Source organism: Pseudomonas sp. ABFPK (assembly GCF_001586765.1).
Taxonomy (GTDB): Bacteria; Pseudomonadota; Gammaproteobacteria; order Pseudomonadales; family Pseudomonadaceae; genus Aquipseudomonas; species Aquipseudomonas asiatica.
The window spans coordinates 52,314-77,490 of sequence record NZ_LQXW01000023.1 but is presented as its reverse complement, the minus strand read 5'-3'; the positions used below and the strand labels follow the sequence as shown (position 1 = coordinate 77,490).

At 65.7% G+C, this 25,177-nt stretch carries 21 protein-coding genes and 1 pseudogene; 9 read left to right on the top strand and 13 right to left on the bottom strand.

What is annotated here, in order from left to right:
- Positions 1-235: 235 nt before the first annotated feature.
- Complete coding sequence (locus WM94_RS15655; RefSeq protein WP_061551615.1) at positions 236-586, bottom strand: cupin; 351 nt, start codon at positions 584-586, stop codon at positions 236-238.
- Between the two features lie 117 nt (positions 587-703).
- On the opposite strand from WM94_RS15655, the gene WM94_RS15650 reads away from it, so the two are divergent.
- Together WM94_RS15650 and WM94_RS15645 are read left to right on the top strand one after the other, a co-directional pair.
- Positions 704-1,609, top strand: coding sequence for a LysR family transcriptional regulator (locus tag WM94_RS15650; RefSeq protein ID WP_061551614.1), 906 nt, complete (start codon positions 704-706; stop codon positions 1,607-1,609).
- A gap of 105 nt (positions 1,610-1,714) precedes the next feature.
- Positions 1,715-2,914: an MFS transporter gene (locus WM94_RS15645; protein WP_061551613.1), complete on the top strand. Its 1,200-nt coding sequence runs from the start codon at positions 1,715-1,717 to the stop codon at positions 2,912-2,914.
- 57 nt (positions 2,915-2,971) lie between these two features.
- Here the strand turns inward: WM94_RS15645 and WM94_RS15640 are convergent, their stop codons facing one another.
- Positions 2,972-3,583, bottom strand: a complete 612-nt coding sequence (locus WM94_RS15640) for a LysE family translocator (RefSeq protein WP_061551612.1) — start codon at positions 3,581-3,583, stop codon at positions 2,972-2,974.
- 106 nt (positions 3,584-3,689) lie between these two features.
- Here WM94_RS15640 and WM94_RS15635 point away from each other — a divergent pair, with 106 nt between their 5' ends.
- Positions 3,690-4,661: a GlxA family transcriptional regulator gene (locus WM94_RS15635; protein WP_061551611.1), complete on the top strand. Its 972-nt coding sequence runs from the start codon at positions 3,690-3,692 to the stop codon at positions 4,659-4,661.
- Positions 4,662-4,807: 146 nt separating this feature from the next.
- Here the strand turns inward: WM94_RS15635 and WM94_RS15630 are convergent, their stop codons facing one another.
- The 8 genes and pseudogenes from WM94_RS15630 to WM94_RS31140 all read right to left on the bottom strand — a co-directional run.
- Entirely contained in the window at positions 4,808-5,659 is an 852-nt protein-coding gene (locus WM94_RS15630) for a CAP domain-containing protein (protein WP_061551610.1), read from the bottom strand.
- 220 nt (positions 5,660-5,879) lie between these two features.
- Positions 5,880-6,491 carry a cell wall hydrolase gene (locus WM94_RS15625; protein WP_039614203.1) on the bottom strand — a complete coding sequence of 204 codons (612 nt, stop codon included), beginning with the start codon at positions 6,489-6,491 and terminating at the stop codon, positions 5,880-5,882.
- 35 nt (positions 6,492-6,526) lie between these two features.
- On the bottom strand, positions 6,527-7,444 hold the full coding sequence (locus WM94_RS15620; protein WP_013972955.1) for an AEC family transporter: 918 nt from the start codon (positions 7,442-7,444) through the stop codon (positions 6,527-6,529).
- A 251-nt stretch (positions 7,445-7,695) separates the two neighbouring features.
- The gene (locus tag WM94_RS15615; RefSeq protein ID WP_061551609.1) at positions 7,696-8,559 is read right to left on the bottom strand and encodes a LysR family transcriptional regulator; all 864 of its coding nucleotides are present in this window, start codon (positions 8,557-8,559) and stop codon (positions 7,696-7,698) included.
- A 108-nt stretch (positions 8,560-8,667) separates the two neighbouring features.
- Positions 8,668-9,516 (bottom strand): proline/glycine betaine ABC transporter permease, encoded by an 849-nt coding sequence (locus WM94_RS15610; protein ID WP_061551608.1) that lies wholly within the window; start codon positions 9,514-9,516, stop codon positions 8,668-8,670.
- Complete coding sequence (locus WM94_RS15605; RefSeq protein ID WP_061551607.1) at positions 9,513-10,529, bottom strand: ABC transporter substrate-binding protein; 1,017 nt, start codon at positions 10,527-10,529, stop codon at positions 9,513-9,515. The genes WM94_RS15610 and WM94_RS15605 overlap by 4 nt, the downstream gene beginning before the upstream one ends.
- A 105-nt stretch (positions 10,530-10,634) precedes the next feature.
- The gene (locus WM94_RS31145) at positions 10,635-11,390 is read right to left on the bottom strand and encodes a methyl-accepting chemotaxis protein (protein WP_371034575.1); all 756 of its coding nucleotides are present in this window, start codon (positions 11,388-11,390) and stop codon (positions 10,635-10,637) included.
- Between the two features lie 102 nt (positions 11,391-11,492).
- Positions 11,493-12,458 (bottom strand): annotated as a pseudogene (locus tag WM94_RS31140) (HAMP domain-containing protein); the annotation flags it as partial.
- Between the two features lie 833 nt (positions 12,459-13,291).
- Here WM94_RS31140 and WM94_RS15595 point away from each other — a divergent pair.
- Positions 13,292-14,611: a Na+/H+ antiporter family protein gene (locus tag WM94_RS15595; RefSeq protein WP_061551606.1), complete on the top strand. Its 1,320-nt coding sequence runs from the start codon at positions 13,292-13,294 to the stop codon at positions 14,609-14,611.
- 13 nt (positions 14,612-14,624) lie between these two features.
- On the opposite strand, the gene WM94_RS15590 is transcribed toward WM94_RS15595, so the two are convergent.
- From WM94_RS15590 to WM94_RS15580, 3 genes are all read right to left on the bottom strand, one after another.
- Positions 14,625-15,632, bottom strand: coding sequence for a FecR family protein (locus tag WM94_RS15590; RefSeq protein WP_061551605.1), 1,008 nt, complete (start codon positions 15,630-15,632; stop codon positions 14,625-14,627).
- A 268-nt stretch (positions 15,633-15,900) separates the two neighbouring features.
- Complete coding sequence (locus WM94_RS15585) at positions 15,901-17,670, bottom strand: acyl-CoA dehydrogenase C-terminal domain-containing protein (RefSeq protein WP_061551604.1); 1,770 nt, start codon at positions 17,668-17,670, stop codon at positions 15,901-15,903.
- 135 nt (positions 17,671-17,805) lie between these two features.
- Complete coding sequence (locus tag WM94_RS15580; RefSeq protein ID WP_013972947.1) at positions 17,806-19,428, bottom strand: acyl-CoA synthetase; 1,623 nt, start codon at positions 19,426-19,428, stop codon at positions 17,806-17,808.
- 194 nt (positions 19,429-19,622) lie between these two features.
- On the opposite strand from WM94_RS15580, the gene WM94_RS15575 reads away from it, so the two are divergent.
- The 5 genes from WM94_RS15575 to WM94_RS15555 all read left to right on the top strand — a co-directional run bounded on the left by WM94_RS15575 (position 19,623) and on the right by WM94_RS15555 (position 25,146).
- Positions 19,623-21,029 (top strand): sensor histidine kinase, encoded by a 1,407-nt coding sequence (locus tag WM94_RS15575; protein ID WP_013972946.1) that lies wholly within the window; start codon positions 19,623-19,625, stop codon positions 21,027-21,029.
- A gap of 6 nt (positions 21,030-21,035) precedes the next feature.
- The gene (locus WM94_RS15570) at positions 21,036-21,671 is read left to right on the top strand and encodes a response regulator transcription factor (RefSeq protein WP_061305020.1); all 636 of its coding nucleotides are present in this window, start codon (positions 21,036-21,038) and stop codon (positions 21,669-21,671) included.
- A gap of 245 nt (positions 21,672-21,916) precedes the next feature.
- A complete protein-coding gene (locus WM94_RS15565; protein ID WP_003260288.1) occupies positions 21,917-22,390 on the top strand; it encodes a MarR family winged helix-turn-helix transcriptional regulator in 474 nt (157 codons plus the stop codon).
- A 30-nt stretch (positions 22,391-22,420) separates the two neighbouring features.
- On the top strand, positions 22,421-23,614 hold the full coding sequence (locus WM94_RS15560) for an HlyD family efflux transporter periplasmic adaptor subunit (RefSeq protein WP_039614211.1): 1,194 nt from the start codon (positions 22,421-22,423) through the stop codon (positions 23,612-23,614).
- Complete coding sequence (locus WM94_RS15555; protein WP_061551603.1) at positions 23,611-25,146, top strand: DHA2 family efflux MFS transporter permease subunit; 1,536 nt, start codon at positions 23,611-23,613, stop codon at positions 25,144-25,146. Before WM94_RS15560 ends, WM94_RS15555 begins: the two co-directional genes overlap by 4 nt.
- The last annotated feature ends 31 nt before the right edge of the window (positions 25,147-25,177 follow it).

Genomic DNA, 25,177 nt, shown 5'->3' with positions numbered 1-25,177 from the left:
GAACTCTGCAAGGTGTGGCTAAAAGTCTAGATCATGCGCTTAAAATTGCATCTTATGAGGTGTTCGTGCTGATTCATGTAACGGGCACTCAGGCTTTGTTTGAGTGTGAAGGTCGGCGGTGTGCTCTGTGTAGGAGCAGCCTTGTGCTGCGAAGAGGCCGCTACGAGTGCAGCGGGTGTGTCGGCAGGACTGGCCCCTTCGCAGCACAAGGCTGCTCCTACAGGCGGCCACCGTTTCATGTTGGCCACGGTGCGCCGCTGCTGTAGAACACCGCGAGCCAGATGGTAGCGGTGCCGGGGGCGGTCCATTCCACGCGGTGGCGGTAATGCGGCGGGATGTCCAGGCAATCGCCCGGCGCCAGCAGGCGGGTATGGCTCTCGTGCTCGAAGCGCAGGCCGGCGGCGCCACTGAGCAGCACGATCCATTCGCCTTCGGCCTGGTCGTACCAGAAACCGGGCGGGCTGGCCTGGCCGCTGGAAACGATACGCTCCACACGCACACCCGGGCGGCTGAGCAGTTGGTCGACCCGTTCGGAGCTGGTGGGGTCGCAAGGGGGCAGGGCAGTCAGCAGGTTGGTCGGGATCATGGAAAACCTCGCTTGGAAGGGGGTAGTTCCACTATGGACGCAATTGCCGTGCGCCGCGCTTCTTGACCGGCCCGGCTGTTTGTAAGAACTTTCCGGGATTTGGAAGACGGGCAACAAATGGACAAACTCCTGGCGATGAAAATGTTCGTGGCCACCGTCGATGCCCAGGGCTTTTCTGCCGCCGCACGCCAGCTTGGGCTGGCGACATCGTCGGTGACGCGCCTGGTCGATGCCCTGGAAGCGGCGTTGGGCGCCACCTTGCTCAACCGCTCCACGCGCCAGGTCAGCCTGACCGAGGCCGGCGCCCGTTATTACGAGCGCGCGCGGGGTATTTTCGAGGCCCTGGACGAGGCCGATGCCAGTGTCGCCGACCGGGGCGAGGAGCCTGTCGGTGTATTGCGCCTGTGCTTGCCGGTGGAGTTCGGCAGGTGGGTCATCGCCCCGCACCTGGGGCCGTTCCTGGCGCAACATCCGGCTCTGGAGCTGGACATCGACCTTAGCGACCGCCTGGATGACCTGCTTGACGGGCGCTATGACCTGTCGATCCGCCTGGGCGACCCCTCGCCCAATGACGAGCTGGTATGCCGCCAGCTGGGTCGCTTCCAGCGCTGGCTGGTGGCCAGCCCGGGCTACCTGGCCGGGCGTGACGCGCTGGAGCATCCGCGGCAGCTGCTCGAGCACGCCTGCCTGCGCTTTCGCTACGGGCAGAAAGGCCGCCCCTGGCGCCTGGCCCGTGGGCAGGACAGTCTGGAACTGGACGTGAGCGGGCCGTTGCGCAGTGCCAATGCCGACATGCTGCGCGAAACCGCGCTGGCGGGCAGCGGCATCGCGCTGCTGGCCGACTGGCTGGTGCGTGAGGATGTGGCGGCCGGGCGCCTGCAGCGGCTGTTCCCCGATTGGCAGGCCAGCCCCGGCGCTGCCAATGACAGCATCAACGCCTTGTATCTGCCCAATCATCGTGGTTCACGGCGGGTGAATGCGTTCATCGACTTTTGCGAAAACCTGTTGCAGCGCAGCACCTAGTGTTGCGCAGTGCGCAAAGCCCTGTTGCGCCAGCGCTGGATTCTCGCCAGGAGTGCGTCTGGGTAAGGTGGCCGGCATATTCCAGCCATCGCCGAGGACACTCGCATGAATCCCTCCCTTGCCGCCGCGCAGCCTGCCGCCACCGGCCTCAGCCGGGCCCTGGTCGCCCTGCTGGCGTTCTGCTGCGGCGCGATCGTCGCCAATATCTACTATGCCCAGCCCATCGTCGGCCTGATCGCCCCGGACCTGGGGCTGTCCACCGAGCATGCCAGCCTCATCGTTTCGCTCACGCAGCTTGGCTATGCCTTGGGCCTGCTGTTGCTGGTACCGCTGGCCGACCTGTTGGAAAACCGCCGCTTGATGGTGTCTACCGCCGTGCTGGCCTGCGTCAGCCTGCTGCTGGCGGGCACCAGCAGCAGCGGCCAGGGCCAGCTGTTCCTCGGCTATGCACTGCTGATCGGTTTCAGTTCCGTGGCGGTGCAGATGCTCATTCCGCTGGCGGCGCACCTGGCGCCGGAGCAGCAGCGTGGGCGGGTGGTCGGCAACATCATGGGCGGCCTGCTGCTGGGTATCCTGCTGGCGCGGCCGTTGTCCAGCCTGGTGGCCGACTACTTCGGCTGGCGGGCGGTGTTCATTGGCGCTGCCGGGGTGATGCTGGCGATCATCCTGCTGCTGGCCCTGACCTTGCCGCGGCGGGTGCCCGAGCACAAGGCCAGCTATGCCGGGCTGATGCTGTCGCTGCTCACCCTGCTGCGCCGTTATCCCTTGCTGCGCCAGCGCTCGCTGTACCAGGCGTTGATGTTCGCGGCGTTCAGCCTGTACTGGACGGCGGTGCCGATGGCCCTGGCAACCGAGCATGGCCTGTCGCAGAGCCAGATCGCAGTATTCGCCCTGGTGGGCGCGGTAGGCGCCGTCGCCGCACCCATGGCCGGCCGCCTGGCCGATGCCGGGCATGCCCGGGCCGGTTCGCTGTTGGCGTTGTTACTGGCACCGGCGGCACTGTTGCTGGGGCTGACCGTGCCGGGCTACAGCGTGATCGGCCTGGGGCTGACTGGCGTGCTGCTGGATTTTGCGGTGCAGATGAACATGGTCATCGGCCAGCGTGAAGTGTATGCGCTGGACCCGGCCAGCCGCGGGCGGCTGAACGCGGTGTACATGACCAGCATCTTCCTGGGTGGGGCGCTGGGTTCGGCGGTGGCCAGCGCGGTGTTCAGCCAGTTCGGCTGGCACGGTGTGGCGCTGGTGGGGGCGGGGTTGCCGGGCGTGGCCTTGATCATCTTCCTGACCAAAGCACGCCGGGGTTGAATGCGAGCCCGCAGGTTGTCGCGATCCCTGTACGATCGCGACAGCCTTTGCATAGTGCTACCGCCCAAGCGGCAACGCCACACCAATCAAGGCAAACAGGCTGCCGCAGCAGCGGTTGAAGCCCTTGCCGCCCTTGGCCAGCCATGGCCGGATGCGAAACGCCAGGCGTGCCAACAGGTATTCGACCAGGAACTCGACACTGGCAAAGGTCGCCGCCATCACCACGAACTGCAGCAGCAACCCACGCTGCGGGTCGATGAACTGCGGCAGGAAAGCGCCGTAGAACAGCAGCACCTTGGGGTTGGCCATGGCCGACAGCAGGCCCTGGCGGAACAGGCCAACATTGCCCAGCCGCGCACTTTGAGTGGTCAGTTCCAGGTGCAGGCCCGGGCTGCGCCACAGCTGGATACCCAGCCAGACCAGATAGGCGCCACCCACCCACTTGAGCACGCTCAGCACCGAGGCCGAGGCCTGCAGCAATGCGCTGAGGCCGAACATGGCCAAGGCAATCAGGGCGCTGAAGCCAAACACCCCGCCGATGATGGTGAACAACGTCCGGCGTGCGCCATACAGGGCACCGTGGGTCAGGGCCAGCAGGCTGTTGGGGCCTGGGGTCAGCGACAGGCCGATGCTGGCCAGCAGATAGATGAGCCAGGTGTCGAGTGCCATGGTGGGAAATGCCTTGTTGATGGAGAGGGCGTCAGTCTATGGCGCCGACCTTGGCCGGCAAGGGTATGATCCGGACATTGAATGGTCGTTTCTGGACGCGAAGCCAATGCAGCCCGACATCCGCTTGCTGATCTTGCCGTTACCGGATTTTGCCCTGCTGCCGTTCGGTGCCTTTCTCGACAAGTTGCGTTTCAGCGCCGACGACGAGGACTACAGCCAGCAGCGCTACTGCAGCTGGACTGTTGCAGGGCTGACACTCGACCCGGTGCCTTCGAGCAGTGGCGCGGTGGTGCAGGTCGAGGCCGTCGCTGGCCAGCTCGAGCTGGCCAGTTTCGACTACCTGGTGGTGTTCGGCGGGCGCAACGCGCTGGCCACTGCCGCGCTGGCGCCTCGCTACCGGGCCTTGCTGAGGCAGGCTGGCAAGGCTGGCGTCAAGCTGGTGGCGGTCGACAACGGTGCTTTCCTGTTGGCTGCCTGCGGGTTGCTGCAGGGGCACAAGGTAGTGGTGCACTGGCGCCACGAAGCCGAATTTCGTGCGGCCTTCCCGCATTTGCAGGTGCTGAGTGAGCAGCTGTATTGCATCGACGGTAGCCGCATCACCTGCGCCGGCGGCACCGCGGCCATCGACCTGGCCGTCGCGCTGTTGTCACGCGCCTGCGGGAGGGCCAGGGCGCTGAAGGGCCTGGCCGACATGCTGGTGGATGAAACCCGTGACAGCCGCCATGCCTTGCGCTCGTTGGAGCTGGGGGTCGGGCAGGGGCGGCAGGTGCAGCGCGCGCAGGCATTGATGCGTCATCACCTGGGTACGCCGTTGACCGCGGAGCAGCTGGCGGCTGAGCTGGGCATCAGCCGGCGCCAGCTGGACCGGCAGTTTCACGCCAGCCATGGCATGAGCGCCAAGGCCTGGTGGCTGGAGATGCGCCTGCAACAGGCGCGTTGGCGCCTGCTCAATTCCAGCCACAGCCTGGCGCAGATTGCCGATGAAGTGGGCCTGGGCGATGCCAGTTACCTGGGCAAGTGCGTGCGGCGACGGTTTGGTTGCACGGCCCTTGAGCTGCGCTGTCACGTAGAGAACTGAATTCACAAGCGGTCCACGTACCCTGTGGGAGCGGGTTTACCCGCGAAGAAGCCACCGCGGTGCATGGCACCGGCTGCGCCGGTGTTCGCGGCTAAAGCCGCTCCCACAGGGTCCCTGCTATTTGAATGAGTCCTGTGGGAGCCGGCCTACTGCGGCGTCCCGAACAACCCTGTCCAGTAAATCCCCGCATCACTCTTCGGGTCCACTGCATACGCAGCGCCCAGCTCACGGAAGTCCGGGTTCATCAGCGTCGCGCAATGCCCCGGGCTATCCAGCCAGCCATCGACCACCTTGCGCGCGGTGTCACGCCCGGCGGCGATGTTTTCGCCGATCTGCTGGTACAGGTAGCCGGCCAGCTCTGCCCGGTCACCGGGGGTGCGGCCATCCTTGTCGATGTGGTCGAAGAAGTTCTGGTTGGCCATGGCCCGGGTGTGGTTGGCGGCAACCCCGGCCAGCACCGTGCTCCAGCTCAGTGCGGGGGCGGCGGCAAAGGGCTGGCCACCGCATTGGCGCGGCACCTTGCGCGCGGCGTTGATCTCCTGCAGCACCTTCTGTCCCTCGGCCTGCCAGTCACCCAGGCGGCCACTGAGCAGCGGCCGGGCCAGCACGATGCGCCAGTCGCGGCCTTCCTGGCTGACGCCGATATCGACGAACTGCGGGTCGAGCACCACCTGGCAGAAGCTCTCTTCGATGGCATGCATGGCAGCGCGCGCATCACGCGGCCCCGACAGGCTGATGGCCTGCACATTGACCATCGGGTAGGCGGCGCGGGTCATGGCCTGCTGCAGGTCGCGGGTACCCTCTGGCGACAGCGCCAGGCGGGTATCGCTGTTGAGCGGTGGCAGCTCCAACGACGCTTCGCCACCGCAGGGCTGGGCCTTGCTGCGGTAGACATTGATCGAATCGATCAGTTGCGCTTCTTCGCCGGTGGCAGCCATGGCCCCGGCCGAGACGAGCAGGCCCAGCGACAAGGCGGCAACGGATGACAGGACGCGCATGTGGATCTCCCTATGACTGGCAGCGTCGTGGTTTGCGCTGCTCATCCTACACAAGCCCGGGGCTTTTGGCCCGGGATCGTGCAAAGCAATGAAAACGCCGGCATTCGTTGCTGGCGGTAAAAGAGGAAGTAGACCACTGATCATCTGAAAAGTGCGAATAGTTGGTAATCATTCCTATCGAACCACGCCTGTCTGCCGATTTGCTGGCGCCCGGCGTCTATCAGCGCGCCACCGCCTGGTTCGGTTTATAGAACAGAAAATGCCTGGTCTGCGCCGTCCGGCGGTAGGCTTTGGCCCAGTCCGGGTGCACATTGCGGTCATGGAAGTACAAGGCACCCCCGGTGCGGTCTTTCAACTGCTGGTTGAGCGCCTTGCGCGCGATTTCCTTGGCAATGTCGTAGCGTTGCGCTTCTTCGACCTGGTCCGGGCGCCCGTCGCACCACCAGGAGAACTGGCAGGCTTTGCTTTCCACACCCTGCTTGACCACGCCGCAGATGGTATCCGGAAAGCCATCGTGGCCCAGGCGGTTGAGCACGACGTTGGCCACGGCGGCCATGTCTTCGGCGTCGGCACCCTTGGCCTCCCAGTAAATGGTGCGGGCCAGGCAGGTGATGCTGTCATCCAGCGGCGCCTGGCCGGCCGGGTCCACTGCCTGTGCTTCGCCCGGTGTGAGGGTCTCGGCCTTTTTCGGGGGTGGTGTGTCATTCACCACTTTTTCCTCGAGCACCTCGGCCTTGTCCTCGGCGACGGCAGCCTTGGCCGGGTCGGCCGCGTGCAAGGGGCCTGCGAGCAGGGCCGAAACCAGGCCGATCACCATCCACGAAAGGCGCATGATGCAAGCTCCCGAACTGTGGGCTGGTTCACAGTCTAGCCAAGCGCAAGCATCAGCACCAAAGGCAGGGTGGCGGCGGCCAACACGGTCTGCAGGGCGATGATGGTGGCCATCAGCGGTGCGTTACCGCCCATTTGCCGGGCCATCACATAGGAAGATGACGCGGTCGGCAGTGCCTGGAACAGCACCGCCACCACCGCTGCCTGGCCACCCAGGCCAAGCAGGCGGCACAAGCCCCAGGTGGTCAGCGGCATGACCAGGAACTTGAATGCCGACGCCGCCATCAGCGGGCGCACCTGCTGGCCCAGGCGGGCACCACCCAGGGCTGCGCCGACGCACAGCAGGCCCAGCGGCAGGGCGGCCTGGCCCAGGGCCTTGACCGTGGGTTCGATACCCGCTGGCAAACCCAGCCCGCTGGCGCGCAGCAGCAACCCGCCGGCGCAACCGACGATCAAGGGGTTGGCGAAGATGGCCCGCAGCACCGTGGCCGGTGAGCTATGGCGGGCGCTGAAGCGGGCGAACACCAACACGCAAAGCAGGTTGACCAGTGGCACGATGGCGGCGTTGGCCACCGCTGCCAGGGCAATGCCGGCGCTGCCGTAGATACCCGCTGCAAGGGTGGCGCCGATGTAGTTGTTGAAGCGGATACCGCCCTGGAACACCGAGGTGAAGTCGGCACCGTCGTGGTTCATGGCGCCCTGGTACAGCACCAGCAGCACGGCCCCGGCCAGGGTCGAGAGCATCAGCACGCCGACCATGCCCAGCACCGGTACGCCATCGAGGTTGGCGGTGGCCAGGCCATGGAGGAACAGCGACGGCAGCAGTACGTAATAGCTCAGGCGCTCGGCGCCGGGCCAGAAGTTATCGGCGAGAAAGCCACGCAGGCGCAGGAAAGTACCCAGGGCAATCAGCAGGATGATCGGCAGCAGGGTAGTCAGCAGCAAGTGGAGCATGATCGACGTTCCGTGGTCGGGTACGGGGCACAGACTACTGGTGCGGATCGATCTGCAAAAACGTTGTTTTCTGCACTGACCATTGAGGAAAAATGCATGGTTGAAGTCGACACTGGCTCTTGTAGGAGCGGCCTTGTGTCGCGAAAGGGGAGCGAAGCGCCCCCAGGATATCGGCATCGCTACAAAATTGCCGGGGCCGCTTCGCGGCCCTTTCGCGACACAAGGCCGCTCCTACAAGGCCCTGCGAACCTTCACGCCTCCAGCGCAGTCTTCAGCACCGCGCTCAAATGCCGCCGCTGGCTCTTCTCATGCTCCAGCAACACCACGCGCCGGGTCAGCTGCGGTTCGCCAAATGGCAGGCAGGTAGCCGGTGGCAAGCGTTGCAGGTCGTCATCGGCCATGGGGATGAGTGCCACGCCCAGGCCCATCACCGCCATGCGCGCCAGCGCTTCCTGGCTGTCCAGCTCCATCTGCTCGCTCACCTGCAGATGCTGGCGGCGCAGCTCCTGCTCGATCTGCCGCCCGGCCCAGGCACGCTTGTCGAAGCGCAGGAACGGCTGGCTGGCCAGCAACTGCGGCACGCTTAGCCCGGCCAGGTCGGGGCTGGCGATCGCCCAGAAGCGGTCTTCGAACAACGGCGTGAAGTCCAGGCTTTGCGGGTAGGGGCTGACCGGCTCGGTGGTGATTGCCGCATCGAGCTCGCCGTCTTCAACCCGTCGCGCCAGTTCCGCCGACATGCCGGAGGCCACGCTGACATGCAGCTGCGGATGGTGCGCCTTGATCCACACCAGCGCTTTGGGCAGGCGCCGCGCCAGCACGGTGTGGATCGCCCCCAGGCGCAGGCGGCCGCGCAGGCTCGGGCCGCTGGCCAGGGCGTCGGCCAGTTCGTCATAGCTAGCCAGGATGGTCTCGGCGCGGGCCACCGCCAACTGGCCGGCTTCGGTCAGCGACACCTGCCTGCGGCTGCGGTCGAACAAGGTCACCTGCAGTTCGTCTTCGAGGGTCTTGATGTGCAGGCTTACCGCCGAAGGGGTGAGGCTGAGCAGGTCGGCGGCACGGGCGAAGGTGCCGTGGCGGGCGATGGTCACCAGGGTGCGCAGGGCTTTGAGGGACATGCGGGTGTGGTCCGGTTTCAAGCTGACAGAGATGCATTGTCAGGCCCGGCCCTTTCGCAGCACAAGGCTGCTCCTACAGCGAGTCAAGACTGGTAGAGGCAGTATTTCTCAGCGCCCACTACGCCCATAGGCCTGGCTGATCCGATCGATCACCATGGCCAGGGCGACGATCGCCAGCCCGGCCTCGACGCCTTGGCCGACATTCAGCGTCTGGATCCCCGACAGCACGTCCTCGCCCAGCCCGCGGGCGCCAATCATCGAAGCCACCACCACCATCGACAGGGCCATCATCACCGACTGGTTGAGCCCGGCCATGATGCTCGGCAGCGCCAGCGGCAGGGCGATGCGCCGCAACCGCTGCCAGCGGCTGGCCCCCAGGCCATGGGCGGCTTGCAGCAGCGAAGGGTCGATCTGGCTCAGGCCCAGTTCGGTCAGCCGCACCAGCGGTGGCAGGGCATAGATCAGTGTGGCGAACACGGCGGGCACCTTGCCCAGGCCGAACAGCATCAGCACCGGGATCAGGTAAACGAAGGCCGGCAAGGTCTGCATCACATCCAGTACCGGCAACAGCAAGCGCTTCGCCAGTGGCCGGGCAGCCAGCAGGATGCCCAGCGGCACGCCCACCAGCACGCAGAGGCCGGTACTGACCAGCACCAACGCCATGGTCTGCAGCAGTTTGTCCCACAACCCGAGCATGCCGATCAGGGCCAGCAGCGCCACCAGTACCGCGCTGCGCAGCACGCTGCGGCAGGCATGCCAGGCCAGCAGGCCGATCAGCAACAGCAACAGCCACCACGGCAGCAGGCGCAGCAGGGTTTCCAGGCCGACCAGCAGTTGCAGCAACTGGTCCGAGACGCTGCGCAGGTGATCGCCGTAATGCAGTACCAGCCAGTCGACCAGGCGGTTGACGCTGTCGGCAAAGGAGAATTGCAGGGCCTCGGGGAAGCCGCCGCTCACAGGCTGGCCTCGACCTTGGTGGCAATGTCCGCAGGCAACCAGGCTTTCCACACCTCGCGGTTATCGCGCAGGAAGGTGAGGGCAGCGTCGCGGGGCGGCGTTCGCTTTTCGCTCATGTCGGCCAGTGCCTTGTTCAGTCGGTCGATGGGCAGGTCGACCCGCTCGAACATGCTCACCAGTTCCGGGTAGCCCTCGCGAAAGGCCTTGGACACGCCAATCGACAATTTGGCCGGCAGCGAGCTGCTGCCCTTGGGCTCGGGGTTGCCGGCATCGGTGAGGGTGGCCCAGGCCTGGGCATCGAACGGCGGCTCTTGCAGGCGTATGAGCTTGTAACGCCCCATCAAAGGGGTCGGGTTCCAGTAGTAGAACAGCACCGGCTGGCCACGGCGGATGGCCGAGCCGATTTCGGCATCCATTGCAGCCCCGGAGCCACTGCGGAAGTTGGTATAGAGATCATTCAGCCCGTAGGCCTTGAGTTTCTGGCTGTTGACGGTTTCGGATGTCCAACCGCTGGGGCTATTCAGAAAGCGCCCTTTACCGGGTGACTCGGGGTCGCGGAACACCTGCGGGTAACGTTTCAGGTCCTCGACGCTGCGCAATTGCGGCGCCACGGGTTTCAGCTTGCGCGCGGCATCGCCTTCGATCACGTAGGCCGGCACCCACCAGCCTTCTTCGGCGTTCTTGACCGTGTCGCCCAAGGCAAACACCTGGCCGGCCTGTTCTGCCTTGACCCAGGCAGGGCTGCGCCCGGCCCATTCCTCGGCGATTACCTGCAGGTCGTTGCGCGCCAGGGCCACTTCCATGCTGACGGTGCTGCCGGGCAGGGTGTCGGTGGTGTAGCCGTAGCCACGCTCCACGATCAGCCGCAGGATCTCGGTGGTGAGGGCACCGCTTTCCCAGCCGATGGCGCCAAAGCGGATGGGCGTGGTGCGTTCTGCGGAGGCGGCGCTGTCGGTGCTGGCCAGGCCGACGGCGAGCAGCAGGCCGGCCAGCAACGTCGGAATCTTTTTCATGGGGCCTCTTGGAGTGGCGCTACTGAGTTGCCGCAAGTGTAGACGACCGGCTCCAGGCCCGGCAGGAAGGCCGCTGCACGCGATTGGCAGCGGCCTGCAAGTGACTCAGACGCGGAACTGGTCCATCAGCGCCTGTTGCTGGTTGGCCAGGCTGTTCAGCGACTGGCTTACCCGCGCCGACTCGTTGGCCTGCCCCGACAGCGATTCGGTGACATCACGGATGGTTGCCACGTTGCTGTTGATTTCCTCGGCCACTGCGCTTTGCTCCTCGGCGGCCGAGGCGATCTGCAGGTTCATGTCGGTGATCACCGTCACTGCCTGGCCGATGCGCTGCAGCGCGGTGACTGCCTGGCCAACCTGCTGCACGCCGCTCTGGGCCTGGCGGTGGCTGTTGTCCATGGCCCCGACCACCTCGCGAGTGCCGTTCTGCAAGGCCTCGATCACCTGGCGCGTTTCTTCCACCGATTCCTGGGTACGCTGGGCCAGGTTGCGTACCTCGTCCGCGACCACGGCAAAGCCACGGCCGGCTTCCCCGGCGCGGGCCGCCTCGATGGCGGCGTTGAGCGCCAGCAAGTTGGTCTGTTCGGCGATCGAGCGGATCACCTCCAGCACCGAACCGATCTTCTCGCTGTTCTGCGCCAGGCCCTCCACTTCGCTCATGGCGTTGCTCATGTCGGCAGCCAGGGCATCGATGCTGTGGGTGGTGCGGTCGATCACCGCCAGGCCTTCGCGGGTGGCCTGGTCGGCATCGCGGGCGGCCTGCGCGGCCTGGGCGGCGCTGCGGGCGACGTCCTGGGCGGTGGCACTCATCTCGTGCGAGGCAGTGGCCACCTGGTCGACCTGGCGGTACTGCTGCTCCATGCCGGCGCTGGTCTGGGTGGCAATTGCCGAAGACTGGTCGGCGGTGCCACGGGCGGCCTGCACCGAGCGTTTGACCTCGGCGATGGTCGGCTGCAGCTTGTCGAGGAAGCGGTTGAACCAGCCGGCCAGTTCGCCCAGTTCGTCCTGCTTCTGGTAGGTCAGGCGGCGGGTCAGGTCACCTTCGCCGCTGGCAATGTCCTTGAGCATGCTTGCCACGCCGAGGATCGGCCGGGTAACGCCCCGGGCCATCAGCCACACCATCAGCAGGCCGGCAATCGCCGCCGCCAGGCCCAGGCCAAGTTCCAGCAGGGTGCCGCTGGTGTTCAGCGCGTCCAGTTCCTGTTTCAGCGCTTCGGCCGGCCCGGTCAGGGCGTTTTCCGGCACATCCAGCAGCACGCCCCAAGGCTGGGCATCCGGAATCGGCTGGAAGGCGGCCAGCACCTTCAGGCGCTGCTGGTCGTGCACGATGGTCATCTTGCCGTCGGCCAGCTTGCGCACCAGTTCAGCACCCTTGGCGGTGTCGACCTGGTCGAAGCGCTGGGCCAGCTTGCTGGCGTCGGCGCTGTAGCCGGCCAGCAGGCCGACCGGGCTGAGGATGCCGACCGTGGTGCGGCCTTCGTACAGGCTGCGGCTGGCCTCCTGGCTCAGGGCCTGCAGGCTGTTGAGGTTGATGTCGATGGACAGGGTGGCGATCACCTTGCCGTCGACTGCCAGCGGGAAGACGATGCTGGTCATCAGCACCTGCTGGCCATCGATGTCGTAGAAGTAGGGCTCCACCACGCACACCTTGCCGGATGTGCGCGGGCACACCCACCAGGTATTGGCTGGCTGGCCGCTGGGGCCGATCTCGGTGTTGGCCATGTCATGTTCGGGCAGGGCCATGGCCGTCAGCTGGCCGACACGCGGCTGCGACCAGTACAGGGCGAAGCGCCCGGTTTCGTTGCTGCCCAGTTCTGCCTTGCCGGCGAACAGGCTGTCCTTGTTGTCCAGGGCGTTGGGCTCGAATACCAGCGACAGGCCGAGCAGCTCAGGGTTGGCCTGCAGGGCGGCGCGCACCTGGCGGGTCATGTCCTCGCGCAGGTCGAAGGCATCGAGAAAGCGCTTTTCCGCCTGCTCGCGCAGGAACAGCACCTGGCGGGCGAAACCGGCGCCGTATTGGTAGGCGTCCATGAACTGGCGGCGGATGTTCAGCGCCTGCACCTCGCCCTGCGACTCGATGCGCGACTGGGCCGATTCGGTCAGCATCTGCATGCTGCTGGCCTTGACCAGGTCCGAGCTGTGGTCCATGCGATACAGCGACAGGCCGACGAGCAGGGTGACGATGCCGGCCAGGCAGAGACCGGCGAGCAGGGTGATCTTCCACTGGATGGAAAGTTGTCGCAAAGGCATGGGGCGTATCCCTTTTTTTGGACAGTAAGGGTTATGGCTTTGGGGCTGGGCGGGGTTGAGAGGTGCCTGGCTGGAGATATGTGTCGTCTGTGAGATCGAGCGCCGCCCGCGCGGCGCTTCGCAGCACAAGGCTGCTCCTACATCAGTTTCGGGCCAGTAACGCCTGCGCCAGCGCGTGCGACCGCCTTGTTTGTCCGACACGATATCGAGATGGACGCCAAGGGGCCGCGCGCCTCCACCTCAGGAATAACTGGCCCGAAACAAATGTAGGAGCAGCCTTGTGCTGCGAAGCGCCGCGCGGGCGGCGCTCGATCTCACAGGCGACAGAAATCTCCAGCCAGGCATCTCCCAGCCTTCCCACCATATCGGCCCATCCCATTTTTTCTTTATTCAAACATTCAATTTAAATTTCAGTCCTCCGTGTAATCCGCCGCAACATGGCGCTTTTGACATCTGCTGCCCACTGCTTCAGAGTGCGCGCTTTTTTTCTGTCGCAATGAGGTAAGCCAACCATGAATGCAGTGATCGCCGCGGTCGGCATCATGCTGATACTCAGCCTGTCCCGCGTGCACGTGGTCATCGCCCTGATCGTCGGGGCCCTGGCCGGTGGACTGGTGGGGGGGCTGGGCATCGAAGGTACGCTCAAGGCCTTCAACGGCGGTCTCGGCGGCGGGGCCACGGTAGCCCTGTCCTATGCACTGCTGGGCGCCTTTGCCGTGGCCATCGCCAAGTCCGGCCTGGCCCATGCCCTGGCCGACCGCGCCCTGGCCATGATCGACCGCCAGGGCCATGCCAGTGGCGGCAAGGTCAAATGGTTGCTGGTCGGCCTGATGCTGGTGGTGGCGGTGTCGTCGCAGAACATCCTGCCTATCCACATCGCCTTCATCCCCTTGCTGGTGCCGCCGCTGCTGTACGTGCTGACCCGCCTGCGCATCGACCGCCGGCTGATCGCCTGCGTGATCACCTTCGGCCTGATCACCCCGTACATGTTCCTGCCGGTGGGCTTTGGCAACATCTTCCTCAACGAAATCCTGCTGGCCAACGTTGCCCGCGCGGGTGTCGACGTGAGTGGCGTGAATGTCACCCACGCCATGGCCATCCCGGCAGCCGGCATGCTGGCTGGCCTGTTGCTGGCGGTATTCATCAGTTACCGCAAGAAGCGTGACTACGACCTGGCGCGCATCGAGCAGGTGGAGCAGGTGAGCGTGCAGTACAACCCGCTGACCCTGCTGGTGGCCGGGCTGGCGATTGCCTCGGCGTTCATCGTCCAGTTGTGGCTGGACTCGATGATCATCGGCGCCATGGTCGGCTTCCTGATCTTCTCGCTGTCGGGCATCGTGCGCTGGAAGGACACTGACGACCTGTTCACCGAAGGCATGAAGATGATGGCCATGATCGGCTTCATCATGATTGCCGCCTCAGGCTTTGCCGACGTGATGAAGGCCACCGGTGAGGTGAAGAGCCTGGTGGAAACCTCGGCGCAGTGGATCGACCACAGCAAGGGCGTCGGTGCCTTGCTGATGCTGCTGGTGGGCCTGCTGGTGACCATGGGCATCGGCTCGTCGTTCTCCACCGTGCCGATCCTGGCCGCGATCTTCGTGCCGCTGTGCGTGCAGCTGGGCTTCGACCCGCTGGCCACCGTGTGCATCGTTGGTACCGCCGGTGCCCTGGGCGACGCGGGCTCGCCTGCCTCGGACTCGACCCTGGGCCCGACCTCGGGGTTGAACGTGGATGGCCAGCACCACCATATCTGGGACACCGTGGTGCCTACCTTCATCCACTACAACCTGCCACTGCTGGCGTTCGGCTGGTTGGCGGCGATGACGCTGTAAGACGGGGAGGGCGTCAGCCCTTGTCGGGCGGCGGCGAGATGCGGTTGAGCACGGTGCTGCCGTCCTTGCTCCGGGTCAGGTAGACCGGCAGCACCTTGGGCAGGTTGTTGACCAGGCGCCCCACCTCACGGGTGTTGTAGATACCGCTGATGCGGATGCGGCCGGTGCTGGCGTCGGCCAGCAGCAGCGGTGCGTCGAGGTAGCGGTTGATTATCGGCAGGGCCTGTTCCAGGCTCAGGTTGTCGAGCACCAGCTTGCCGTCGCGCCAGGCCAGGCTGTTGCCGTAGTCCTCGCTCTGCTCCAGTTGCGGCTCGAAGTCGCCCTTGTGATAGCTGGCCTGCATACCCGGGCCCAGGCGGTAGCCACCGGTGCTGCCGTCGCTGGATACCAGTACCGAACCTTCCACCAGGGTGACCTTGACCTGGTCCTGGTACTTCCACACGTTGAACTGGGTGCCGGTGACGCGGGTCTGGCCACGACCGGCATGCACGATGAACGGGTGGCTGCTGTCGTGCTGCACCTTGAAGAACGCCTCGCCACGCTTGAGTGTGACCTGGCGCTGGTCCTTGTAGTTGAGGTAGGTGAGCTCGGTGTTGAGGTTGAGCTGCACCGTGCTGCCGTCGCTCAGCTGCACGGTCTGCATGTGCGCGCCGGCTTCGAAGTGCTGGTAGCGATTGGGCAGCCAGCCTTGTTCCCAGCCCACCCAGCCGGCCAGCGGCAGCACTGCCAGGGCGATCGCGGCGGCGGATGCCAGCGGCCGCCAGTTGCGCTGGCGCGCGGCCTTTTGCAGCGGCGGGTTGAAGTCGATGACGGCGGCATTGCGCGGCAGCAGGTCGGCGGTTTGCCAGATTTCCAGCATCGCCTGGTATTCCTCGGCATGCCGCGGGTCGGCCGCCAGCCAGCGGGCGAACGCCTCGCGCTCGGCCACCGAGCAATCTTCGGCGTGCAGGCGCATGCACCAGTGCGCGGCGGCGTCGGTGATGGCATCGTCTGGGCTGGAATTGAGGCGGTCGTGGTTCATTGCGGCTCCGGGTTTTGCGCATTCTACCCTTGCGGGAGGGCTCCCGAGAACCGAGGTAATGGCGAATGACTATCAGTTGTGCCGGTTTTCGTCGGATTGGTGATGGTTTTTCAGCGTTTGAGAACCCTTCGCGCAGGTAAATTCAGGCTGAAATCGTTGGGGCTGCCTTGCAGCCCATCGCGACACAAGGCCGCTCCTACATGGAATCGCGTTCCCCTGTAGGAGCGGCCTTGTGTCGCGATGGGGCGCAAAGCGCCCCCATGGTCTCTCAGAACTGCGCCGCCTCCAAACCATAAAGGCTGCCACTACCCGCCCGGATACTGGCCTCCAGCCCCAACCCGCGCGGCAAGACCCGCTGGAAGAAGAACTCCGCACACGCAAGCTTGGCCCCATGAAACGCGGCATCCTCGTCACGCCTGACCAACGCCACCGCCGCCATCCGCGCCCACATGTAGGCGTACGCAGTCAGCCCGAACAGCTGCAGGTATTCCACCGCCACCGCGCTGACCAGGTTGGCATCCTCGCCGGCCCGCGCCCGCAGCCAGGCGCTGGTGGCCTCCAGCCGCGCCAGGCTCGCTTGCAGGGCTTCACGGTGCAGCGGCGCATCAACGCTGAAGGCCCGCACCTCGGCGGCAAAGCCGGCCAGCGCCTGGCCATCGTCGGCCAGCACCTTGCGCCCGAGCAGGTCGAGGGCCTGGATGCCGTTGGTGCCTTCATAGATCTGCGCAATGCGCACGTCGCGCACCCGCTGCTCCTGGCCCCATTCGCGGATGTAGCCATGGCCGCCATACACCTGCTGGCCGAGCACGCAGCTTTCCAGGCCGTTGTCGGTGAAGAACGCCTTGGCCACCGGCGTCAGCAGCGCCACCAGGCGCTGCGCATGCTCGCGCTCGCCGGTGTCTTCGGCGTAGCGCGCCAGGTCCAGCTGCTGGCCGACGTAGGCGGCAAACGCCCGGCCACCTTCGGTGAGGGTGCGCATGGTCAGCAACATGCGCCGCACATCGCCATGGTGGATGATCGGGTCGGCAACCTTGTCCTGTGCCTGCGGGCCGCTGGCGGCGCGGCTTTGCAGGCGCTCGTTGGCGTAGCGGGCGGCGCTCTGGTAGGACGCCTCGGCACAACCGATGCCCTGGATGCCGATGGACAGGCGCTCGTAGTTCATCATGGTGAACATCGCCGCCAGGCCCTTGTTCGGCTCGCCGACCAGGTAGCCGACGGCATCATCGAAGTTCATCACACAGGTGGCCGAGGCCTTGATGCCCATCTTGTGTTCGATCGAGCCGCAATGGGCGGCGTTGCGCGCCCCCAGGCGGCCATCGGCCTCGACCAGGTACTTGGGCACCAGGAACAGCGAGATGCCCTTGGCGCCGGTGGGCGCATCCGGCAGCTTGGCCAGCACCAGGTGGACGATGTTCTCGGTCAGGTCCTGTTCGCCGCCGGTAATGAAGATCTTGCTGCCGCTGATGCGATAGCTGCCGTCGGCCTGGGGCTCGGCGCGGCTGCGGATCAGCCCAAGGTCGGTGCCGGCATGGGGTTCGGTGAGGCACATGGTGCCAGCCCAGCGGCCTTCGTACAGGGGCGGCAGGTAGGTGGCCTTGAGTGTTTCGCTGGCGTGGGCATCGATCGCCAGGCAGCTGCCGGCGCTCAATGCCGAATACAGGCTGAAGCTGCAGTCGGCGGCGTAGAGCATTTCTTCGAACAGCACACCGAGCATTTTCGGCATGCCCATGCCGCCATGTTCAGGATTGCCGCCCAGGCCGACCCAACCGCCTTCACGGTAGGTGTGCCAGGCTTCGCGGAAGCCGTCAGGGGTAGTGACTTCACCAGCGGCGAAGCGCACGCCTTGCTCGTCACCGTTGCGGCTGAGCGGGGCAATCAGCTGGCCGGTGACTTTGGCTGCTTCCTCGAGGATGGCATCGGCGGTATCGGCGTCGATGCGCTCGGCCAGGGCGGGCAGGCGGGCCCACAGGGCCGGGGCGTTGAACACGTCATGCAGGACGAAGCGCATGTCGCGCAGGGGGGCTGTGTAGGTGGTCATCGGTAGCTCTTGAGAAGTGGGAAATCTGGGCTGGCCTCTTCGCGGGTAAACCCGCTCCCACAGGGATCGCGCCAAACCTGAGCACATTGCTGTACCTGTGGGAGCGGGTTTATCCGCGAAGAGGCCGCTACGGGTTCAGAGGGCTTTGGCCCGGTCGCGCAGCACGTACTTCTGGATCTTGCCGGTGGAGGTCTTGGGCAGTTCGCCGAACACCACGGTCTTCGGCACCTTGAATCCGGCCAGGTGCTCGCGGCACCAGCTGGTGATGTCGGCTTCGCGGGTGTCTTCGCGGCCCGGTTTGAGGGCAACGAAGGCGCACGGGGTTTCCCCCCATTTTTCATCCGGGCGTGCCACCACCGCGGCCTCCAGCACCGCCGGGTGCTTGTACAGGGCGTCTTCGACCTCGATGGTGGAAATGTTCTCGCCACCGGAAATGATGATGTCCTTGAGCCGGTCCTTGATCTCGACATAGCCGTCGGTATGCCACACGGCCAGGTCACCGGTATGGAACCAGCCGCCACGGAAGGCTTCGGCGGTAGCCTCGGGGTTCTTCAGGTAGCCCTTCATCACCGTGTTGCCACGCATGAAGATCTCGCCCAGGGTGTTGCCGTCGCGCGGTACCGGCTCGAGGGTTTGCGGGTCGGCGACCATCAGGCCGTCGAGGGTCGGGTAGCGCACGCCCTGGCGGGACTTGATCCGTGCCCGCTCTTCCAGCGACAGGTCATCCCATTCGTCATGCCAGGCACACACGGTCACCGGGCCGTAGACTTCGGTCAGGCCGTAGGTGTGGGTGACCTGTATGCCCATCTCTTCCACTGCGCCGATGACCTTGGCGGGTGGCGCGGCGCCGGCGACCATGGCCTGCACCGGGTGCTCGATGGCCGCCTTGGCCGCCTCGGGCATGTTGACCAGGGCGTTGAGCACGATCGGCGCGCCGCACAGGTGGCTGACCCGGTGCTCGCGGATCAGGGTCAGGATCTTCTGCGGGTCGACCCGGCGCAGGAACACATGGGTGCCGGCCAGCGCGGTGATGGTCCATGGGTAGCACCAGCCATTGCAGTGGAACATCGGCAGGGTCCACAGGTACACCGGGCGATGGCCCATGCCCCAGACCATCTGGTTGCCCAGGGCGTTCAGGTAAGCGCCACGGTGGTGGTAGACCACGCCCTTGGGGTTGCCGGTGGTGCCGGAGGTGTAGTTGAGCGAGATCGCCTGCCACTCGTCATCGGGCCATTCCCAGGCAAAGTCCGGGTCGCCTTCGGCGAGGAACGCTTCATAATCCAGTTCGCTGACCGCACGGCCTTCGCCGTACTCCGGGTCATCCACATCCACCACCAATGGCGGGTGCTCGAGCAAGGCCAGGGCAGCCTCGATGACCGTGTGGAACTCGCGGTCGGTGATCAGCACCTTGGCCTCGCCATGCTGCAGCATGAAGGCGATGGCCTCGGCGTCCAGGCGTACGTTCAGGGTATTGAGCACGGCACCGGTCATGGGCACGCCAAAATGGGCTTCGAGCATGGCCGGAATGTTGGGCAACATCACCGCCACGGTGTCGCCACGGCCGATACCCCGGCCCACCAGGGCGCTGGCCAGGCGCCGACAGCGTTGGTAGGTCTGCTGCCAGTTACGGCGGATGGCACCGTGGATCACCGCCGGATAATCGCCATATACGGCAGCGGTGCGTTCGATGAAACTCAGCGGGGTGAGGGCGACATGGTTGACGGCAGCGGGCATCAGGCCCTGGGCATAGATCGACATGCGGTAATCCTGTAGAGGAGGCAGGCACAACCTGTGCGCTTGACCCCCGGTGGCTGATTGTTAGCTCTGTTCAGGGTGCAGGGAGGCGGACGGTGGGCCGCTCCCCTTGTCGCAGTTTTACGCGAGTCGCTATGGTATTAGGAATATCGACTATAGCAATATAGTAAAACTACTATAACAACGAGCCGCCTACCGTGGACAACACTGCCTATCCCTTGCTCGCCAAGGACCCACAACCCAGCCTGATGCTGGCCGGCGACGCCAGGCCGCTGGCACTCAACCCGGCGCTGCAGGCCTGGGTCGATGAAGGCCCGGCATTGGCCAGCTGGCTGCCGGGCAACTGCGCCGCCCTGGTGCGCGCCTGCCTGCGCCAGCGCCGGGCGATCGCCGATGTCGAGGTGCAGGTCGGTGAACGCATCGTGCTGTGGAGCTTCATCCCTGACGACCAGGGCCAGCAGGTGCTGGCGCGTGGCCGCGACGCCAGCGACGAGCGCCATGGCGCACGCGAGGCCAGCCGCGCCCGGCGCCTGTACCGGCTGATCATCGAGAACACCACCGACCTGATCTCCCGGCATAGCCCCGATGGCCGTTTCCTCGATGCTTCGCCGGCAGCATTCCGCCTGCTTGGCCTGTGGCCCGAGCAGCTGCGCGGCATGGCCGTGCATACCCTGCTGCACCCGCGCGAGCGCCGCCAGGTGCTGCGCCAGGCCGCCGCCGCCCTGGACCAGGACGGCTACCACACCATGACCTGCCGGGTGCGCCAGGCCGCAGGTGGCTACCGCTGGTTCGAGATCGCCAGCCGGGCCATCCGCGAAACCTACACCGGCGCGGTGGTGGAGGTGGTCAGCGTGTCTCGCGACATCACCCTGCGCATCGAGGCCCAGGAAAGCCTGGCGCACAGTGCCCGGCTGGCCACCTTGGGCGAGCTGGCTTCGGGCATTGCCCACGAGATCAACCAGCCGTTGGCCGCGGTGGTCAACTATGCCAACGCCAGCCAGCGTTACCTGCAGGGCCTGGAGCGCGACCCGCAGGCCCGAGAGCGGGTAGGGCAGGGCCTGCAGCGCATCAGCGAACAGGCCACCCATGCCGCCGAAGTGATCCGCCGCCTGCGCGCCTTCCTGCGCAAGGGGCCGCGCCGCCTGCAGGCTCTGGACGTGGCCGAGGTGGCCGGCGAAGCCATGCGCCTGTGCGCCTGGGAAGCCGCGCGTGACCAGGTGGTGGTCGAGTTGCGCATGAGCGCGCAGCTGCCCTTGGTATATGCCGACCGGGTACTGCTGGAGCAGGTGCTGTTGAACCTGTTGCGCAACGCCATCGATGCCAACCGCGAGCAGCATGGCGAGCGGCCGTCACGTATCCTGCTGGGCGCTGCGCGCGATGGTGATGGCGTGCTGGTCGAGGTGGCCGACCAGGGCCCGGGCGTGGCGCCCGAGCGCCTGGATGAAATCTTCACGCCGTTCACCACCAGCAAGGCCGACGGCCTGGGCCTTGGCCTGAGCATGAGCCGCAGCCTGATCGAGGGCTTTGGTGGCAGCCTGTGGGCGCGAGCCGGTGACAATGGCGGTCTGGTACTGTGCTGCCGCCTGGCGGTCAGCAGGGGATAAGGGGAGATGGCGGTGCAAGCGAAAGTGTATGTGGTCGATGACGACCAGGGTATGCGGGACTCGACGGTGTGGCTGTTGCAGTCGGTGGGTTTGCAGGCATTGCCGTTCGCCGGCGGGCAGGCGTTTCTCGACGCCTGCGTCGACGATGGGCCGGCCTGTGTGCTGCTGGATGTGCGCATGCCGGGGCTGGGCGGGTTGGCGGTGCAGCAGGCGATGCGCGAGCGTGGCCTGGGTTTGCCGGTGATCTTCGTCAGCGGGCATGCCGATGTGCCGATCGTGGTGCGGGCATTCAAGGCCGGCGCCTGCGACTTCATCGAGAAACCCTACAACGACCAGTTGCTGCTCGACAGTGTGCAGGCCGCGTTGGAAAGCGCCGGGCGGGCACGCCAGGACGACCAGGCGCTGGCCCGGGTGCAGGCGCGCATCGATGGCCTGACCCCGCGCGAGCGCGACGTGTTCGTGCCGTTGGCCCAAGGGTTGAGCAACCGCGAGATTGCCGAACGGCTGGGCGTCAGCGTGAAGACGGTGGACCTGTACCGGGGGCGGGTGATGAAGCGGTTGCAGGCCGATAGCCTGGCGGAGTTGGTGGGTATGGCCATTGCCTGCGGGGCGGTGGAGGCACTGGGCCTGCGAACACCGTAGCAGGCCTGACGCATGGCCCTGTAGGAGCGGCCTTGCGTCGCGATGGGCCGCGAAGCGGCCCCAGGTTTTGTGCCCCAGCAGAAATTGCCGGGGCCGCTTTGCGGCCCATCGCGACGTAAGGCCGCTCCTACAGGGGGCTGCGCAAGGGGCAGAAATCATGAAATTTTCCATAGCAACCTAATCAAAGCTTTGACATTCACTGCCTAGGCAGTAATATTTCTACACAATTACCCGAGCAGCCTCCGATGGCCCATTTCTCTCCCGAAAACTTCCAGACCTGCGCCATCGGCATGCTGCTTGGCCGGGCGGCGATCCTGAAGGACCGCATTCTCGACTGGCACCTCGAATCCGAAGGCGTCACCGCCGCGCAGTTCAAGGTGCTGATCATCGTCACCCAGTACCAGGTGGACACCCCGGCCGAGCTGTGCCGGTACCTGGGCCTGGACAGCGGATCGATGACCCGCATGCTCGACCGCCTCGAGCAGAAGGAACTGATCGTGCGCAATCGTTGCGCCGACGACCGTCGCCAGGTGCGCCTGGCGCTTACCGCCGATGGCCAGCGCCTGGCTGACCGCCTGCCGGAAATCGGCGCGGCGGCCATGAACGAGCTGTGCGGCGCGCTGGCACCCGAAGAGCTCGCGACCCTGGAAGGCCTGCTGGCCAAGGTCCTGCTCGCTGCCGGCGACCCGTTGACGATCCGCCGCTTCGGCGATCGTTGATCCCTGTCACGAATTATCCAAGGTATTGCCATGGCCACTCCCGCAGACACCCCGACTCCCTCCGCCGCGCCCGAACCGTCGCGCAAGCGCAAGGCCTGGCTGCTTGGCCTGGTGTTGCTGCTGATTCTTGCCGGCGTCGGAGCCTGGGCCTGGTACAGCCTGGTCGGGCGCTGGCACGAAAGCACCGACGATGCCTACGTCAACGGCAACGTGGTAGAGATCACCCCGCTGGTCACCGGCACCGTCACCAGCATCGGTGCCGATGACGGCGACCTGGTCCACGCCGGCCAGGTATTGCTGCAATTCGACCCGGCCGACAGCCAGGTGGCCTTGCAGGCCGCCGAAGCCAGGCTGGCGCGCAGCGTGCGCCAGGTGCGCGGGTTGTACAGCAACGTCGACGCGCTCAAGGCCCAGCTGGAAACTCGCCAGGCCGAGCTGCGCAAGGCCCGCCAGGACTTCAACCGGCGCAAGGTACTGGCCGACAGCGGCGCGATAGCTGCGGAAGAATTGTCCCATGCCCGCGACGACCTGAGCGTGGCCGAGGCCGCCGTCAACAGTGCACGCCAGCAGCTCAGCACCAGCAGCGCGCTGGTCGACGACACCGTGGTGTCCTCGCACCCCGAGGTGATGGCCGCCGCCGCCGACCTGCGCCAGGCCTACCTCGACCATGCCCGCACCACCTTGGTGGCACCGGTAACCGGCTACGTTGCCAAGCGTACCGTGCAGCTGGGCCAGCGCCTGCAACCGGGTACCGCGACCATGGCGGTGATCCCGCTGGACCAGGTGTGGATCGATGCCAACTTCAAGGAAACCCAGCTGCGCGACATGCGTATCGGCCAGCCGGTGCAGATCAGCGCCGACCTGTACGGCAGCGAGGTCAGGTACAGCGGCACGGTCGACAGCCTTGGCGCTGGTACCGGCAGCGCCTTCGCCCTGTTGCCGGCGCAGAATGCCACCGGTAACTGGATCAAGATCGTCCAGCGCGTGCCGGTACGCATCCATCTCAGCCCCGACCAGCTCAAGGACCACCCGCTGCGTATCGGGCTGTCCACCGTGGTCGAGGTCGACCTGCACGACCAGAGCGGCCCGACCTTGGCCCAGCAGCCACCGCAGCAGGCCAGCTATACCACCCAGGTGTATGACCGCCAGCTGGTCGAAGCTGACAACCTGATCGCCCGGCTGATCCACGAAAACAGCGCAACCGGCAAGACGGCCCAGCGATGAGCAACAACGCTGCTGCCCAGTTCACGCCGCCGAGCCTGCTGCTGACCACCATCGGCCTGTCGCTGGCGACGTTCATGCAGGTGCTCGACACCACCATCGCCAACGTGGCCTTGCCGACCATTTCCGGCAACCTGGGGGTGAGCTACGAACAGGGCACCTGGGTCATCACCTCGTTCGCGGTGAGCAACGCCATCGCCTTGCCGCTCACCGGTTGGCTCAGCCGACGGTTTGGCGAGGTGAAGCTGTTCATCTGGGCCACGCTGCTGTTCGTGCTGGCCTCGTTCCTGTGCGGTATTGCCCAGTCGATGCCGGAGCTGGTCGGTTTTCGCGTGTTGCAGGGTGTGGTGGCCGGGCCGTTGTACCCGATGACCCAGACTTTGCTGATCGCCGTTTACCCGCCGGCCAAGCGCGGCATGGCCCTGGCGCTGCTGGCGATGGTCACGGTGGTGGCGCCGATTGCCGGGCCGATTCTCGGCGGCTGGATAACCGACAGCTACAGCTGGCCGTGGATCTTCTTCATCAACGTGCCCATTGGCCTGTTCGCCGCCGCCGTGGTCCGCCAGCAAATGCGTTCCCGGCCGGTGGTCACCAGCCGCCAGCCGATGGACTACATCGGCCTGCTGACGCTGGTCATCGGCGTTGGCGCCTTGCAGGTGGTGCTGGACAAAGGCAACGACCTGGACTGGTTCGAATCGTCGTTCATCATTGCCGGAAGCCTGGTCTCGCTGGTGTTCCTGGCGGTGTTCGTGATCTGGGAACTGACCGACCGTCACCCGGTGGTCAACCTGCGCCTGTTCGCGCACCGCAACTTCCGCGTGGGCACCATCGTGCTGGTAGGGGGCTATGCCGGGTTCTTCGGCATCAACCTGATCCTGCCTCAGTGGCTGCAGACGCAGATGAGCTATACCGCTACCTGGGCCGGCCTGGCGGTGGCGCCGATCGGCCTGTTGCCGGTGCTGATGTCGCCGTTCGTGGGTAAGTACGCCCACCGCTTCGACCTGCGTGTGCTGGCCGGGCTGGCGTTCCTGGCGATCGGCAGCAGCTGCTACATGCGTGCCGGGTTCACCAGCGAGGTGGACTTCCAGCATGTGGCGCTGGTGCAGTTGTTCATGGGTATTGGCGTTGCGCTGTTCTTCATGCCGACCTTGAGCATCCTGCTGTCCGACCTGCCACCGCAGCAGATCGCCGATGGCTCGGGCCTGGCGACCTTCCTGCGTACCTTGGGCGGCAGTTTCGCGGCGTCGCTGACCACCTGGATCTGGATTCGCCGGGCGGACCAGCACCATGCCTACCTGAGCGAGCACATCAGCCAGTTCGACCCGGCCACGCGGCATACCCTGGAGCAGCTGGGCGGGGCCAGCCCGCAGAACTATGCGCAGCTGGAGCAGATACTCAACGGGCAGGCGTACATGATGTCGACGGTGGACTACTTCACCCTGATGACCTGGGTGTTTGCCGGGTTGATCCTGCTGGTGTGGTTCGCCAAACCGCCCTTTACCGCCAAGGCGGGGCCGGCGTCGGCAGGGCACTGAGCCGGGCCAGAACAAGGCCCAGGCTCTTTGC